The sequence below is a fragment of the Myroides profundi genome (assembly GCF_000833025.1).
Classification (GTDB): domain Bacteria; phylum Bacteroidota; class Bacteroidia; order Flavobacteriales; family Flavobacteriaceae; genus Flavobacterium; species Flavobacterium profundi_A.
Genome location: NZ_CP010817.1, coordinates 1,037,916 through 1,054,385 on the forward strand (window position 1 = coordinate 1,037,916; position 16,470 = coordinate 1,054,385).

The following is a 16,470-nucleotide window of genomic DNA, read 5'->3' on the forward strand; positions in this document are numbered from 1 at the left end:
GTATATTACGCCTACTATATAAAGGAGAGACGCATATCTTGCGTGTCCACAGGAAATAAGATACTAGTGTTATAAAGACTCAAAATCAGGAGACTTTGCATAACGAGAGATTAACAGTTAACAGTGTATATTACGCCACTGCATAACGAGAGATTAACAGTTAACAGTGTATATTACGCCACTACATAAAGTAGAGACGCATATCTTGCGTGTCACAGTAAATAAGATACTAGTGTTATAAAGCCTCAAAGTCAGGAGACTTTGCGTAGCGAGAGATTAACAGTTAACTGTGTATATTACGCCCACTATATAAAGTAGAGACGCAATATTTTGCGTGTCACAGTTAATGTTTACAGAACATGTCACAGGTTACAAATCACCCCAACATAAAGTAGAGACGCAATATCTTGCGTGTCAGAGTAAGTAAGATAATAGTTTATAAAAGCTCAAAGTCAGGATACTTTACAGCGAGATATGATAGACTAAACAGTATAACAATATCACAAAAAACATTACTCATATCTCAATGCTTCCACAGGATCTAGCTTAGCAGCTTTCATCGCAGGGTATAGCCCTGATATTATCGCAACAATAAAGGTAGTAGTAAAAGCAGCTATGATAGCTGTCCACGGCACAGTAAAACTAAAGCTCATGACTTGGGCTAAAGCATAAGCAGTTAGGATACCAAGTAGAGTCCCTAATAGCCCACCTAACTGACCAATGATGATCGTTTCAGTAAAGAACTGTATCGCTATTGTTTTCTTTTTAGCACCTAGAGATTTGCGTACACCTATCTCACGAGTACGTTCAGTGACAGATACGAGCATGATATTCATCAGTGCTATAGACGACCCTAGTATTGTGATTAGACCGATTACCCAGGCTGCTACATTCAGCATATTTACCTGTTTCATCATAGAGCGTATCAAATCATCACTGCGTTCGATACCAAAATTAGAAGGTTGAGCAGGAGTTAGTTTTCTGATATTTCTAAAGTCTATAGTAGCCTGATCTATGGCTTGATTAAGTAAGTTATCTTGTAATAGACCTATTTTGATATCATAGTTACCATGTGCAGTATTAAATATAGAACGAGCAATCTTTATCGGGATAAAGATTCGTTGGTCTTCATTTTGACCAAAAGTACTTCCTTGCTCTTTCAGCATTCCTATTATTCTAAACTTATACCCTCGAATAGAGATAATCTGACTTATCGGATTCTGATCTTTAAACATCTTTTTAGAAAAGTCAGAACCGATAACACATACGAAGTGATCATTAGCAATATCAGTATAGCTAAAGTTTCTACCCTCCGTGACAGTTAATCCACTATTGGATAAGTAGTTTTCATCACATCCGATAATAGGGATTTCAGGATCTGTTTTCATGAAGTCATTTTTGACTTCGATATTCGAGGCAGCGTTAAAAGACAGAGACACATTAGTGAAAGGAAACAAAAACTCTCTTTTAAATGCCTGTGCTTCATTATAAGTAATAACAGGATTAACCTTTTGTACAGACTTATTCTTAGCCATTCTGTCTGCGACATCGTATCTCAATATCGTAAATGTATTTGCTCCCATAGAGGCAAAGTCATCTAATATTGTATTGCGAAGAGCAGATACTACAGCTAATATTCCTACTAATGCCCATATACCGATTGCTATGATAAACACAGTGATACAAGTACGGAGTATTTGACTCTTAATACTTGTCAAGGCGATTCTCATGTTTTCGATTCCGATTTTAAACATATAGTAGTAGGAGTAATTAATATAGTTGCTAGAAGTAAAAATACACAAAAAAAGTTTAAACCTCACAGTTATCTTCTTTTCTTAAAATAAGTGACAAATACTCATACTTACCCCTCTGATTCAATAGGAGGATTTTAAAAAAAGTAGTAGTTTTGTCTAATAATAATACATAAAAATTAATTAGAGATGGCAAAGAAACCTGGAATTCCAAAAGGTACAAGAGACTTTTCTCCAACAGAAGTAGCAAGAAGACAATACATCATGCAGACTATCCGACATGGATTTGAGAAATTTGGATTCCATCCCATCGAGACTCCTTCTTTCGAAAACCTTGATACTCTACTTGGTAAGTATGGTGAAGAGGGTGATCGTTTAATTTTTAAGATTTTAAACTCAGGTGATTACTTAAGTAAAGTAGACGAGACTGTATTAGAGAGTAAGAATAGTTTAAAACTAACGAGTCAGATCTCTGAGAAGGCATTGCGTTATGACTTGACTGTGCCTTTTGCACGTTATGTAGTAATGCACCAGAATGAGTTAGACTTCCCTTTTAAACGTTACCAAATGCAACCTGTATGGCGTGCAGACCGTCCACAGAAAGGTAGATATAGAGAGTTCTATCAGTGTGATGCTGATGTGATCGGATCTAAATCACTGTGGCAAGAGGTAGAGTTTGTTACTTTATATGACAGAGTATTCACTGCATTAGGAGTAAATGGAGTAACTATAAAACTAAACAATAGAAAAATATTAGCAGGTATTGCTGAGGTGATTGATGCAAGTGATAAGTTAATTGACTTTACTGTAGCTCTTGATAAACTGGATAAAATCGGGGAAGAAGGAGTGAGAAAAGAGATGAATGAAAAGGGTATTACTACAGAAGCTATTGATAAAGTAAAAGCATTGTTTAACTTCACAGGTACTTTTGAAGAGAAATTAGCGAAACTACGTGTGATGCTAGCGTCATCAGAAGAAGGATTAAAAGGAGTAGAAGAGTTAGCATTCGTAGGAAGAGAAGTAGCGCTTATCGGGCTACAGACAGCGAAGCTAAACTTAGATGTGACTTTAGCTAGAGGACTTAATTACTATACAGGAGCGATCTTTGAGATTGGAGCACCTGAGACAGTACAGCTTGGTTCTATAGGTGGAGGTGGTCGTTATGATGACCTTACAGGTATCTTCGGACTTAAAGATATGAGCGGGGTAGGTATTTCGTTCGGTTTAGACCGTATCTATTTAGTGATGGAAGAGTTAAATCTATTCCCAGAGACAGTAAGTGCATCTTCTAAAGTGATGTTCTTAAATATGGGAGAAGAAGAGATGAGCTATGGAGTACAAGCAGTGATGAAGCTAAGAGATGCTGGTATCCGTACAGAAGTTTACCCTGATAAAGCTAAAGTAGGTAAGCAATTCCAGTTCGCAGATAAGAAAGGAATTCCTTATGCAGTGTTAGTAGGATCTCAAGAAATGGCAGATCAGAAATATACACTAAAAGAATTAACATCAGGTGAGCAGGAGGTATTATCATTAGAAGAGCTGATTGCTAAATTAAAATAACGAATAGTTTATTTTGAAATATAGAAGGTATGTGTTTACTTACACATACCTTTTTTTATGCCTATGAAGAAGAAGCTAAGAACATTAAGAGTAAATAACTCGGAGTATCTATATAGTATAGGAGTTACTTATATCGCTGATACAGAGGAGAGCATTTTCATTATGCGCATCTTTGTAGATAAGTATAGTAAGTATGCTTTACTCGTTCACTTCCGTGTGTTAGATGACTATTATGTAGGTAATCCACTTAATCATAGTGTGCTATTATATAATACAGCGTTAGAAAAAGAAATAGTGGTGAATTTAAATAGACCATTATTTATCCGTTTAGCCTTAGATTATGGATTAGAACAAGGGTGGAAGCCAACACAAGAAAGACTAGAGTTAGATGGTTTAGCTCTATTAGTACAGCATGGTTATCAGATTGATAAGCTATTAAAAAAGACTTATAGTAAATAAGGTGATATTACTCATCTTTTAATTGTTGTAATTCCGTAATTTTAAGCTTGCAATACATTAATAATATTTCAATAAGATATGGGAAGTAAAAAACTAGGTAATAACCCGAAGATGATGATGTTTAGATTGTTATTTGAACAGAAGCCATCTATAGACCTACAAGCAGTATTAGAAGAATTAAAACAAGTGTTTCCTAATGTAACCTTTGCAAAAGAGGCTAATGTGTTTACTTTCCCTGATTGTGAAGTAGAGTTCGAAGAGGGTATTGTGCCTGCGCAGTGTGTCGTGATGCATGCAGAGGATGACAGTGTTAAGAAGATTGACCAGAAATATACAGAACAGAATTGGCATTGGGAAGAGGGAGCAGAGGTATTGAAGAATTGTCAATATGAGGTGTTAGTGACTGATTTTTTGAGTAGAAGTTTAGAGCCTCGCATACGTATTGTATTAATGCAGCAGATGCTTTTTGCGATGGCTAAAGTAGCTCAGCCTACTATCATTGTTTCTGAGCACGGTGAGAAGTTGATTGATCCAGAAGTATTTATGAGAGACTGTCTAGATCCTAACTACGTTGCATTAGACTTAATGATCAATGTTCGTTTATATAATGTGAATCAGCCAGAGTATGGAAGCCTGTTAATGGATACAGTAGGGTTACATGCGTTAGGTATTTCTGATTTTCAGTTTTTCTTTGATGATGATACGATAGTGAATGAGGTAGCAGGTCGTCTATGGGACTATGCTTATTATTTAATGGAAGCAGGGGATGTCATAGAAGATGGAAATACAATAGAAGGGTTTGAGCCAGGGAGCAAATGGACTTGTCATAAGGAGTTCTCTTCATCTCAACCTAGAAGAACAGTGATCAATGTAGTCATGAGTTAGTCAGAAAAGTAGACACTTACAATTGAATATATATAATTGAACCTTGAGGAGTAATAGTTTTAAAAAGATTATTGCTCCTTTTTTGTTTATGTATAAGAATAAGATGATACAGGGATTGTAGGAATTATAACACATTGTCGCTTATACATCTCTTTTTAGGAATAAATAGTAGACGATATAGAGGAATCTATAATAGATAGTATTTATGATAAATAGTACCTATGATAGAATAAAATCTATCGTTCGTAAAGACTGACGTACCGTTGAGGGGCATAATATATTTGTGATGTAAAGAAAAAATCTAAACAACAAATATTAATTTTATGCTTAAACGTAGTTTTTTGATATCTGCATTAGTAGTATCATCTTTTATTCAAGCTCAAGTTTTGACTACGAATACAGGTAACCCTGTAGGAAGTAATCAACATTCTAAAACCATTGGTAATAATGGACAAGTATTATTAGAAGACATCCATTTAATAGAGAAGTTAGCAGCTTTTGACAGAGAGCGTATTCCTGAGAGAGTAGTACACGCTCGTGGAGCTGGAGCTTTCGGAGAGTTTGTAGCGAGTGCTGATTTTTCGGATGTGACGATGGCAGACTTTTTATCACAAGCAGGTAAGACAACGCCTGTGATGGTAAGATTCTCTACTGTGACACATCAGCAAGGGTCACCAGAGACGTATAGAGACCCACGTGGTTTTGCGGTAAAGTTCTATACAGAGCAAGGTAACTATGACTTAGTCGGAAATAACCTTCCGGTATTCTTTATCAGAGATGCGATTAAGTTCCCTGATATGGTACACGCTTTTAAACCGTCTCCTTTGACTAATGGGGCATCAGATCCGAATAGAGTATTTGACTTCTTTTCTAATTTGCCAGAATCTACTCATATGTTTACTTGGCTGTTCTCTGATTATGGTATACCAGCTAACTTTAGACAGATGGAAGGGAATGGAGTACACGCGTATAAATGGATGAATGATAAAGGAGAAGTAACGTATGTAAAGTATAAATGGGTACCTCGTCAGGAGATTAAAAACCTGACACAAGAAGAGGCTAACGCTATCCAAGCAACTTCAGTAGAGCATGCGACTTTAGACTTATATCACGCAATAGATAGAGGTGATTATCCTATCTGGGACTTATATGTACAGATGTTAAAGAGAGAAGACTTTGATGCCTTAGACTTTAATCCTGTAGATGTAACGAAGATTTGGCCAGCTGAGATCGCGAAGTCTGTAAAAGTAGGTACAATGACATTAAAGGCTAATCCTACGAACTACTTCCAACAGGTAGAACAAGCTGCCTTTGCACCTAGTACATTAGTGCCTGGTATAGAGCCTTCTGAGGATAAACTGTTACAAGGAAGATTATTCTCTTATGCCGATACACAACGTCACCGTTTAACAGGGAATTTCCAACAAATACCTGTTAATGCACCTAAGAATACAGCGACTACTTATAACCAGAATGGGTATATGTCTACACATGTACAGTCTGGTGATGTGAACTATCAGCCATCTACTAATAAACCTGAAGTAGTAGATAATGCTAAGTTTATGTACTCTAAGTCTGAGTTCTTTAAACCTGTTAGTACTACACAGCATGTGATAGATAAGGAGAATAACTTTAAACAAGCTGGTGATCTATATCGCTCGTTCTCTAAAAAAGATCAAGATAATTTAATCAAGAATTTGAGTGGAGCATTTAAGACGATTAAGAATAAGGTGATTGTACATAAGATGATTGCTTATTTTTATCAAGCTGATAAAGAATATGGTACGCGTCTATTAAAAGCAGTAGATATGAAGCTAGATGAGATTAAACCTTATTTAGTTCAATAATAGATATAGTATAAACAAAGATTCAGCATAGATACATTATCTACTCTATATGGCCCCACATCATATTTTATCAAGAGTATAGAAGAACAGATTTAGGTACAAGCTTATATTTTTATATTATTTACTTTCTACCATTGTTCTGTACCTAGATTTGCATCTATGGATATGTATTTGTGTTGAATCTATTTTTAGTGTTAGTGATGAAACAATGGATGATAGTAGGACTGTTGTTATGTAGTGTTCATATTAGTTTTGGACAAGATATATTTACAGCCGCAAGAGAGAATAATACAGAGGAGGTAAAGCAGTTGATCAGTCAAAAGATAGATTTAAATCAAGTCAATGATCGTTCTTTTACTCCCTTAACGATAGCAGTGTATAACGATAGTAAGGAGGTAGTGAAGGTACTACTAGAAGCAGGGGTAGACCTAGAGAAACAAGATGCTATGGGCAATACAGCTTTGATAGGAGCTGTGTTTAAAAAGAATTTGACTTTGGTTAATTGGTTATTAGAGTCAGGTGCAGATGTCAATAGAAGGAATAGTAATGAGGCTAGTCCTCTTATTTTTGCAGTAACTTTTGGGACTACTGATATTGTAGGTGCTTTACTAAAGGCAGGTGCAGATAAGACAGTAAAAGATAACAGAGGAAAGACAGCATTAGACCATGCCGTATTACAAGATAATAAAGAGATGATCTCACTCTTACAGTAAAGAATAAGGGTTTAATCCTAAGCGAACAATTACTTTTTAAATAGTAGAAAAGTAATTGTTCGCTTTTTTATTTTTAATTGTATTTTTATCATTCGTATTAGAATAAAAAAAGTAAGGAGATATGGAAGTGAGTAGTGTTGATTTTCAAAGTTTTATAGATAATTATTCTTCATCTGATAGTGAGTGGTTAGCCCTAGATTGGAACGGAAAGTATGGAGCTAAGTTTAAAGATGATAATTACCTTTTTAGAATTCAGATAGCAGAGTTAGTTTGTCAGCAATTAGATACTGTAGATTTGCCTCTATTAAGAGAGTTATTTATTCATATCGGGACCGCGTCTAAACTTAATTTTTCAGTGTATAATAAGTTTCATTTATTAGCACAGACTTTATTAGAAAGAGGAGGAAAAGAGTATTTATTTGATTATCTATGTGCAGCTCATATTTCTTTTGATACTTTTTTGAGTACAGCTAATATAGAATTGAGTCAAGAGAGAATAGAAGAATTATTAGTACACTTCGATTATTTAAAAGAAACGGAGTCAGATCTAGAAGTACAGAAACTATTGTCAGAGCATATGCGCGATAGATTAGAAGGATTAAAAAAGAAAATAAAAATATGAAAAGAATATTAGCAGTTTTATTCCTAATGATGGGATTAAGTGGGTATAGTCAGGAGAGTAATCTATCTGATGCTTCGGTAGAACGAATAAAATCCTTAATCACTTTGTTTGAGAATGAAGATAGAGAAGGTATCGCCAAGAGAATAGTTTATCCTCTGAAGCGAGAATACCCTTTGCCACCAGTGACTTCCGAGTTCGAATTTGTGAGTCGTTTTGAAGAGTTTTTTGTACCTGAGTTTTCAGCTAAGATAGCGAACTCTGTAATAGAAGAATACAGTCATATGGGATGGCGCGGTATTATGTTTGACTTGGGTAGAATGTGGTTGACAGAGAGCGGAGATATTTATCGCATTATCGATCAGACTGAACTAGAGAAGAAGATAAGAGAAGAAATGATTCAGGCAGATAAGAAGAGATTGCACAGAAGTGTGAATAAGTTCTTAGAACCATATGCTATTATTAAAACGGGACAAGATATCTGGCGTATAGATAGAAAAGATGAGAAAGTAATGCGCTTAACAATATGGAACGACGGTAAGCTAGTATCTGATATCCCAGACCTGATTCTAGAAGGAACTGAAGATATACAAGGTACAATGGGTAATAGAGTACTGTATTTTAAAGATAAAAAGGCGAATGATATGATCACGATCTTAATGGATAATCCTGAGTCAGAAGTAGCACATGAAGTAACTATCGTTAAAACAGATAGTGAAGGAAATGAAGTAAGCCTAAAAGGACAATCTGATAATTAGATCCTAAACCATCTAATATAATGAAGCTGTAACAGAGATGTTACAGCTTTTTTTGTTCTGTAGTATTAGCTTTATAGTAAACTAAGTTTAGTCTAATAGCAGATATTTCGATATTGTTTATGGTTTAAGTAGGTATTGCCTCCGTTTTTTTACTTGATTTAACGGACACACTACGGACTCATAACGGACTCATAACGGACTCATAACGGACTCACTACGGACTCACCTCAACTCATTTTAAGAGGAGATAGGAAGCAGAGTAGTGTAAAATTGGTATATAGATTACAATAAATTAGCCTAGTTATATTACAAGTGTAATATAACTATAACAAGGAAGTAATAATATAAATAAGTAACCCTACTAGTCCTCCCACTAGAGTACCGTTGATACGGATATACTGTAAGTCTTTACCTACTTCTAGTTCTAGTTTATCACTTAGTTCACGACCATCCCAGCTATCTACAGTATTTCTGATTAGTTGCCCTACTTCTTTTGTGTTTTTAAGAGCTACTTTATAGATGGTGTGTTGTATCCACTTATTGATCTTTATTTTATTCTCTTCGTTATTCTCTAAGTCTAGTGCTATTTTAGACAGGCTATTAGAGATGTACTTGCGGAGTACTGAGTTATTGTCCTCTAGTTGTACGAGTAGATTCTCTTTTGTAGAATGCCATAGATCTTGCATATACGTATGAATAGTATCATCAGTAATGAATTGACCTATGATTTCATCAAACTTAGCTTTCCACATAGGAGAAGCTTCTATATCTACAGCGAGCATTTCTAACCTTAGGGTAATCTCTTTTCTTATTTTGTGATTAGGGTCTTTTTCTATATCACTTAAGAAGGTATTGATACCACTGATAAGTTGATTCGTCACCGCTTTACCTCCGATAAGCCCTAAGATAGGTTTTTTCTCTACGACATTGTCATATATTTCTTGGCGGTGTTCTTCTACATAGAGTTGTGCCTTAGGCAAGATAATATCTAATAATCTATTGTGTTCATTCTTTTCGATAGCATAGGTGACTCCTTGTGATACAAAGCTTTGAATATTAATAGCCGCGATACCTTCTTTCGCTTTTGAAGTCATCAGTGCAATGATTGTTTCGTCCTCTAGTTCAGCGAGTATTCGTTTGGCAAGTGAAGTAATCTCATGCTCTAAAATGATTTGATTATTAGGTTTGTTTAACCAAGTAGAAATCATATTCGCTAAATCAACTTTCTCTACATAAGGTCTGATATTATCTGAAGTCAAGAAGTTATCTGTGACAAAGTCTCCTAGGTTATCTCCAATCTTGTTTTTGCTATTGACAATAAGATTAGTATGCGGAATGGGCATGCCCATCGGATGTCTAAAAAGAGCTGTCACCGCAAACCAGTCTGCTAGTGCCCCGACCATCGCAGCTTCTGAGAATGCCTTGACATATCCCATCCACGAAGCAGGTGAATGTCTGATGGCATATACCATAGAGATATAGAGGATAGCCATAAGTATAAATAGACCAGTAGCTATGCGTTTATGCTTTTGTAACTGTTTTTTCTTTTCATTCATAGTGCTGTATTTATAGCTAATGTAATGAAAAAAGAGAGCTTAGAAGCTCTCTTTTATGGTAAATGTCATTAATTCGTATGTCTTTGGATGTCTAAAAGTGATACTTTCTGCATGTAGGTATAGTCTATCTGCTTTGGCACCATATAGGTCATCACCTACTATAGGTGTGTTTAGTCCTTTTGGGTGTGAGGCATGCATACGCAGCTGATGTGTACGCCCTGTGATAGGATAGAAGTACACTTTTGTCTTGCCATCTTTGCGTTCTATCACTTCGTATCTAGTCTTGGCATACTTGCCATATTCATAGCATACCATCTGTCTAGGTCTATCGTCAAAGTCTATTCTCAACGGTAGTTCTATAATCCCTTCGTCTTCTTCTATGATACCATCTAGTATAGCGACATATCTCTTCTCTAAGCTCTTCTTTATAAACTGGCTCTGTAGTGCTTTATGAGAGTCTTTATCCTTAGCAATGATTAAGATACCTGATGTAGGCATGTCTAATCGGTGTACGATAAGAGGCCCTGTAGCATTAGGGTAGCGAAGTTTCATACGCTCATATACAGAATCTAGTATATAAATACCAGGTACAGATAAGAAGTCTTCAGGCTTATTTACAATAGCAAAGTACTCATCCTCATAGACTACCTCAATAGGTCTGTTAAGAGCAGGGTTGATTAGTAGTGGATTATCATCTACTTCTAAGCCTTCTAGCATATGTCCTAAAATAGGCTCACACTTACTACGACAAGAAGGGTAGAAGTGCTGATGCTTGCGAATCTCTGACTTCGGAGACTCTCCCCACCAGAATTCTCCTAAGGCAATAGGCGTATAATTATGCTCATAGGCGTATTGCATCAGTTTAGGAGCCGCACAGTCTCCAGCAGCAGCAGGTGGCTGTTGTAATACTGTCTTCTCGAAGATCTCTAATAAGCTTTGTTCTTCTCCTTTGTAATTTAAGAATTTGTAAGAAGCGAATAGTTTTTGCTGTAGCCCATTAGACTTTTGTTTGCGTTCTTCTTTTAGGTTATTTAGCTCCTCTTCTATACTTGTCGTGATATCTCTAGTCGTAGTGATTTGCTCTAGCCAATATTCTGTCAGTACGCGCAACTCATATTTATCTCTTAAACTCTGTTTGACTAAATCATCATTTAAAAGCTGAAATTCTTCAGGAGAAAGTATGACTTCTTGTTCTTTTCGGATGGCTTTTCGTTCGTTTTTTTGTTTTTTATGCTGTGCTTTCTTTTCTTCGATGGCTGTTTTTTCTTCAGCTATCTGTTGTTTCAATAAAGCTTTGGCATTGCTATATATAGTATCTGCTTCTAGTTTTTCTATTTTGGCATTGATAGCATTAATTGCTTTTACCTCTACATCTTCTCTTGCAAAAAAGCCGTTCTCATTCCACAGGTCAAAGATTAGTGGTACATATCCTTCTAGGTCTGTATGACTGCCTAGCTTACCAGAGAAGCCTGCTAAGTAGCCTAGTTCTCCTTTTTCATTTTTTACTACTAGTACACCAAACATCTTACCTGTAGGTAGACAGTTCTCATCCTCTGTGTCAAATAGCGGTGCTATAAGAGGATGTGTACTTAGTTCATGTTGTAACTCTTCTGCTGCTAGTACGGTTAGGGGATGAGGTTCGTAATAAAAAGGGAAAGTAAACTTAGTCGGCAGTGCTATAGACTGCAAATCACTGGTAAACTTTCTGAAGATAGCTTTAGGCTGAGACATGTAATTCTAATTTTTAGACTGCAAAATTAAGGATAAAAGGGAGATGGGAAAGAGCATTGTTTTAAAATATTATAATTCATATTTAGCTATTTCAAAAAGTATTTGATAATTATTAAAAGATGTAAAACTATTTTTGTAGTTTAGTAACTAATTAATTAGTTATTTAGACAAGGTAAAATATCTTGTTATATAAAGAATGGCAAAGATGAAAAAAATATTGAATTTAATGTATCTGTGTTTTATAGTAGTAAATAATGTGTCTGCTCAAAGTACAAAAGGTTTTCCTAAGATAGAAACAGAGATTATAGGACAATCTAAGTTGTCTGTGTATTATCAATTAGATGATAACTCAACAAATAAGAAGAAGTCAGGAGAAACAGTGTTACAGATACTAGATTCTAAGAGTAAGTATTTTGATGTAGTTGAATCAGATGCTATCGCTTATAATAATGCGGCACTTACAGGAGAATTAAATAAGGATAATATAGCTGAAGGTCTGAAGGTGTTTGGTAAATATGTTTATAAAGGTGTAATACTGAAAGATTTTTCAACATCTAAAGTAGTGGTAAATGATTTGATAGGAGGTAAGAGATTTGAATATGAGGAAAGTATTCCTAAGATAGAATGGAAAATAGGAAAGGAACAGAAAGAAATTTTAGGGTATCAATGTACTAAAGCTACTGCTAAGTTTAGAGGGCGTGATTATGTAGTGTGGTACACAGATGATTTGCCTATTAGTGATGGTCCATTTTTATTTACTGGATTACCAGGTTTGATATTAGAAGTAAGAGACACTAAGAATGCCTATGCTTTTATAGCTAATAGAATTGAGAATAAGAATGAGGAGGTATTTTTAACTATTCATCCTAAAGTAACGAAGACAGATAGAGGATCATTTAGAAGAGGAGATAAGAATGATCATCTTGACCCAGGAGCTTCATTACAAGGAAAGATTTATACAGAACCAGGAAAAGTGACTAATATAAGTGGAATGAAATCAATACCCTATAATCCGATAGAGTTAGAGTAAAAGAAACTCTTAAGAGTGCAAGTGTTTATATAAAAAAGAAGTTTATGAAGAGAATATGTTTTACCGTTTTGTGTTCAGTGTTTGTATTTAGTTTTTGTAATGCTCAACTCACGAGAATGAATAATTCTAAGCCGATGAAAGCTGTAGAAGCAATTAATAAAAAAGATATAGATAAGAGCCGATTAAGGGTGTTTTATGATTTAGATTTTAAAGAGAATAAACGCAGTGTGACTAATGCTAAAACTGTCTTGCTGATAGGAGAGACTGTATCTAATTACAGTGATTTTTATACTTTAAAGCAAGATTCTCTGCAGGAAGCTTTTTCTAAGCAAGAACCACATATTGATCAGCTTAATGCTTTGGTTGCTGTAAATAAGAAAAAGCAGTTACAAGCAAGAATTTATAAGAATTATCCAGAAAAGAAAGTGACTACGCAATCTGGTTTCTTTGGGTACTTTTATCAATATGAAGAAAGTGAATTAGATATAAAGTGGAAAGTAAAATCAGAAAAGCAGGAGATTCTTGGTTATGTCTGCAAGAAAGCTACTACTTCGTTTAGAGGTAGAAACTATGTAGCGTGGTATACAGAAGAGATTCCTATTAGTGATGGACCTCATCTATTCGGTGGATTGCCTGGTTTGATTTTGAAATTAGAAGATGCTACTAAAGAGTATGTATTTACAGCAATTGGTATTGATAAGGAACAACAAGATATCTATATACCTATAGAGTCTAATATTGTTAACACTACCAGAACTGCTTTTCTAAAAGCTGAGCGAGCTTTTTATGAGAATCCTGGTATTCTAATGCAAGGGCAAGTGTATTCGTCTCCTGGAAAAGTTGAAGCGAGTCAGAATTATAAAGCATTACCTTATAATCCGATAGAGTTAGAGTAAAATGAGTATTAAGAGTATAAATAGTGAGAAAATTAGTCTGAGATTGTTTAATCAATTTTGGACTATATTTTTATTGCTGTTTACTCAGTTATGTTTTAGTCAAGGTACTATTGTGAAAGGGAGAGTTATTAATGGAGAGAGTGACGAACCTATAGAAGGAGTTATCTGTAAGGTATACGATAGTACCGATGAGATGATAACTTATGCATTAAGTACTAAGTCTGGCGAAGTGTTGATAAAGAGTGAAGAAACACCAGCATATATTATATTCTCCTATTTAGGGTTTCAGAATGTGAGAGTGGAGTATGTTTCGTTTGTAAAGAGTAAAGAGGTAAAACTGTTTAGCAAGGCGATAGAGATAGAGGAGATTGTGATTAAAAGTCAGGCTATAACCCAAGAAGGAGATACGCTTAACTACAGTGTCACTCCCTTTAAAGGGAAAGAGGATCGCTATCTGAGAGATGTCTTAAAGAAGCTACCTGGTATTACAGTAAATACGACAGGAGCTATTACTTATCAAGGGAAGCCTATTAATAAGTTTTATATGGAAGGGCTTGACTTGTTAGGTAATCAATATACAATAGCATCTAATAACTTACCTATCGATGCTGTACAGTCTGTACAAGTGATAGAGAATAATCAACATATCAAAACACTGAAAGGAGTCGAGTTTAGTGAGAATGCGGCTTTGAATATCAAGTTTAAAGAAGAGTATAAACAAAAGCCTTTTGGTGAGGTTAAGACTGCTTTCGGCGGATCACCTCTGTTGAGCAGCAATAAAGTATTCGCTACTTTAATAGCCAAGAACAGTCAAACTTTAGTGACTGCGAAGTCTGATAACACTGGTGTTAATATAGAGGTAGACACAAGAGAACAGATAGATTTTACAGATTTGTTTTCTTTTGATATGCCACTCAAGCAATACATCGGTAACACGAGTATTCGTAGAATACCGATGGATGAGAAACGATACTTGTTTAATGAAACGTATTTAGGATCTATCAACCATCTAAAGAAACTTGCTAAGGAGGCTACATTGCGTTTTAAGGTTGACATTACAAAAGATCACAAACAACAAGATAGTTACTATATTTCTAACTACGATTTAATGAATGGTGAAGTATTGACATTAAACGAGGATAGGAATGTTGCACTTAGTAATACTAGATTAAATGCTTCTGTGAACTATGAAAAGAATAGCACAGCTGTCTATTTTAAGAATGAACTGAAGACCATCTTTAATTGGCAGAGAAGCAATGAAAGTTTACTACAGGGCATGGATCAATTTACTAATCATGTTAAACAAGATAATGTGACTATCCAGAATCGCTTTGCGTATATATTTGGAACGGATGATAATAAATATACGATCGATGCATTTATAAAATATGTAGATCAGCCAGAGCGTATGACTTTAAATACGCTTAAAGGAACTGATAAGGTGTCTAGTATGGATAGGCAGAAGGTAGATAATAAGCATTTATTGTTTAAAGCCCAATCTGGCAAGACGATGAGAGTGTGGTCTAATCCACTGTCCTTGAATGTAGAGTTGTACTATAATAATGATGAGTTAAAGACTAGATTAGAGACAGATAAGAAATATAGTTTTTTAGATCAATATCTACATGATAATAGTGTAAGATTTAAGAAATATGGGACTACATTAACGACGAGTTATACATATTATTTAAAAGAAGGTAATTTACGGATTAACATACCTCTAAAATATGAACAACACAGTGTATCTGACAGAATAGGAGTTGAGAACGAAGAGAAAGGTAACTTCTTAATAACACCTTCAGTTTCGTTTAATTATAATTTGAATCAGTTGTGGAAGTTTAATGCGAATACTTCTTATACAGAGTCTGTAAGTCAGATAGATAATTATTATCAAGGAGTGGTGATGGCTACCTATAGAGATTTTATGACTTATGGCAATTTGCCACAGAAGTATAAGTCTATGCGTTATGAGATAGGTTTAGATCATCGCAATCTATTGACTTCTGTATTCTTTAATTTGAATATAGGGTACCAACCTTCTAAGATTAATGTAGCTAATCAAGGATATTACGCTAAGGATTATACTTGGAGCAATAAAGTAGCGCAAGATATAAAGATGGATAAGTTATATCTAAATACGAGAGTGTCTAAGTTATTTAGTGAATTAAAAACGACATTAGCTTTAAGTACTTCTTATGAGTATTATAAAAGTGATATATGGCAACAGAATACGTTGTTTACAAACTATAGTAATCAGTGGACTGTAGGTTTTGAGGCTTTTGTAAAGAAGTTAGATTGGATGTCTATACAGTATATCATTAGTGACAATATATTTTGGGAGAACAATCAATTTAGAAATACTGATAAGTTACACAATATCACTCAACAAGTGAATTTGTCATTCTTTACTTTAAAGAATGTACAATTACAGCTCAGTGGTGAGCATAACTATAATGATATGGGAGGTAAGGAGAGTTATAAAAACTTCTTTATAGATGCTACAGCATCATATAAGTTGAAGCAAGTGGAGTTCACAGCATTGTTACAGAACTTACTTGATAAAAAAGAGTATTCGTATACAAGTTATAATGGATTAAATAGTAGCTCCTTAAAGATACCTATTCGAGGTAGAAGTGTTCTTATAGGAGCTACATTTAGTTTTTAA

13 protein-coding genes are annotated in these 16,470 nt (G+C 34.9%); 10 read left to right on the top strand and 3 right to left on the bottom strand.

The features are described 5' to 3' along the window. Nucleotides 1–512: 512 nt before the first annotated feature. On the bottom strand, nt 513–1,754 hold the full coding sequence (locus tag MPR_RS04725) for an ABC transporter permease (protein WP_041889725.1): 1,242 nt from the start codon (nt 1,752–1,754) through the stop codon (nt 513–515). Nucleotides 1,755–1,940: 186 nt separating this feature from the next. On the opposite strand from MPR_RS04725, the gene hisS reads away from it, so the two are divergent. From hisS to MPR_RS04760, 7 genes are all read left to right on the top strand, one after another. Further along, a complete protein-coding gene (hisS, locus tag MPR_RS04730) occupies nt 1,941–3,311 on the top strand; it encodes a histidine--tRNA ligase (protein WP_041889728.1) in 1,371 nt (456 codons plus the stop codon). A gap of 63 nt (nt 3,312–3,374) precedes the next feature. Then, entirely contained in the window at nt 3,375–3,770 is a 396-nt protein-coding gene (locus tag MPR_RS04735) for a hypothetical protein (protein ID WP_235280540.1), read from the top strand. A gap of 78 nt (nt 3,771–3,848) precedes the next feature. Next, on the top strand, nt 3,849–4,655 hold the full coding sequence (locus MPR_RS04740; RefSeq protein ID WP_006256938.1) for a DUF4261 domain-containing protein: 807 nt from the start codon (nt 3,849–3,851) through the stop codon (nt 4,653–4,655). A gap of 323 nt (nt 4,656–4,978) precedes the next feature. Then, nucleotides 4,979–6,502 (top strand): catalase, encoded by a 1,524-nt coding sequence (locus MPR_RS04745; protein ID WP_041889734.1) that lies wholly within the window; start codon nt 4,979–4,981, stop codon nt 6,500–6,502. 173 nt (nt 6,503–6,675) lie between these two features. Next, complete coding sequence (locus tag MPR_RS04750; protein WP_235280544.1) at nt 6,676–7,215, top strand: ankyrin repeat domain-containing protein; 540 nt, start codon at nt 6,676–6,678, stop codon at nt 7,213–7,215. A 121-nt stretch (nt 7,216–7,336) separates the two neighbouring features. Beyond that, the gene (locus MPR_RS04755; RefSeq protein ID WP_041889736.1) at nt 7,337–7,837 is read left to right on the top strand and encodes a hypothetical protein; all 501 of its coding nucleotides are present in this window, start codon (nt 7,337–7,339) and stop codon (nt 7,835–7,837) included. Next, the gene (locus MPR_RS04760; RefSeq protein WP_041889738.1) at nt 7,834–8,592 is read left to right on the top strand and encodes a hypothetical protein; all 759 of its coding nucleotides are present in this window, start codon (nt 7,834–7,836) and stop codon (nt 8,590–8,592) included. Before MPR_RS04755 ends, MPR_RS04760 begins: the two co-directional genes overlap by 4 nt. Before the next feature lie 323 nt (nt 8,593–8,915). Here the strand turns inward: MPR_RS04760 and MPR_RS04765 are convergent, their stop codons facing one another. After that, complete coding sequence (locus MPR_RS04765) at nt 8,916–10,148, bottom strand: DUF445 domain-containing protein (protein ID WP_041889741.1); 1,233 nt, start codon at nt 10,146–10,148, stop codon at nt 8,916–8,918. Between the two features lie 39 nt (nt 10,149–10,187). Continuing rightward, complete coding sequence (locus MPR_RS04770; RefSeq protein WP_041889744.1) at nt 10,188–11,879, bottom strand: RluA family pseudouridine synthase; 1,692 nt, start codon at nt 11,877–11,879, stop codon at nt 10,188–10,190. Between the two features lie 205 nt (nt 11,880–12,084). Between MPR_RS04770 and MPR_RS04775 the strand changes: the two genes are divergently transcribed. From MPR_RS04775 to MPR_RS04785, 3 genes are read left to right on the top strand one after another with little or no spacing between them, the layout of a single operon-like run. After that, nucleotides 12,085–12,909, top strand: a complete 825-nt coding sequence (locus MPR_RS04775; protein ID WP_006266521.1) for a GLPGLI family protein — start codon at nt 12,085–12,087, stop codon at nt 12,907–12,909. Nucleotides 12,910–12,953: 44 nt separating this feature from the next. After that, nucleotides 12,954–13,805 (top strand): GLPGLI family protein, encoded by an 852-nt coding sequence (locus MPR_RS04780; protein WP_074761204.1) that lies wholly within the window; start codon nt 12,954–12,956, stop codon nt 13,803–13,805. A 1-nt stretch (nt 13,806) separates the two neighbouring features. After that, the gene (locus MPR_RS04785; protein ID WP_041889749.1) at nt 13,807–16,470 is read left to right on the top strand and encodes a TonB-dependent receptor; all 2,664 of its coding nucleotides are present in this window, start codon (nt 13,807–13,809) and stop codon (nt 16,468–16,470) included.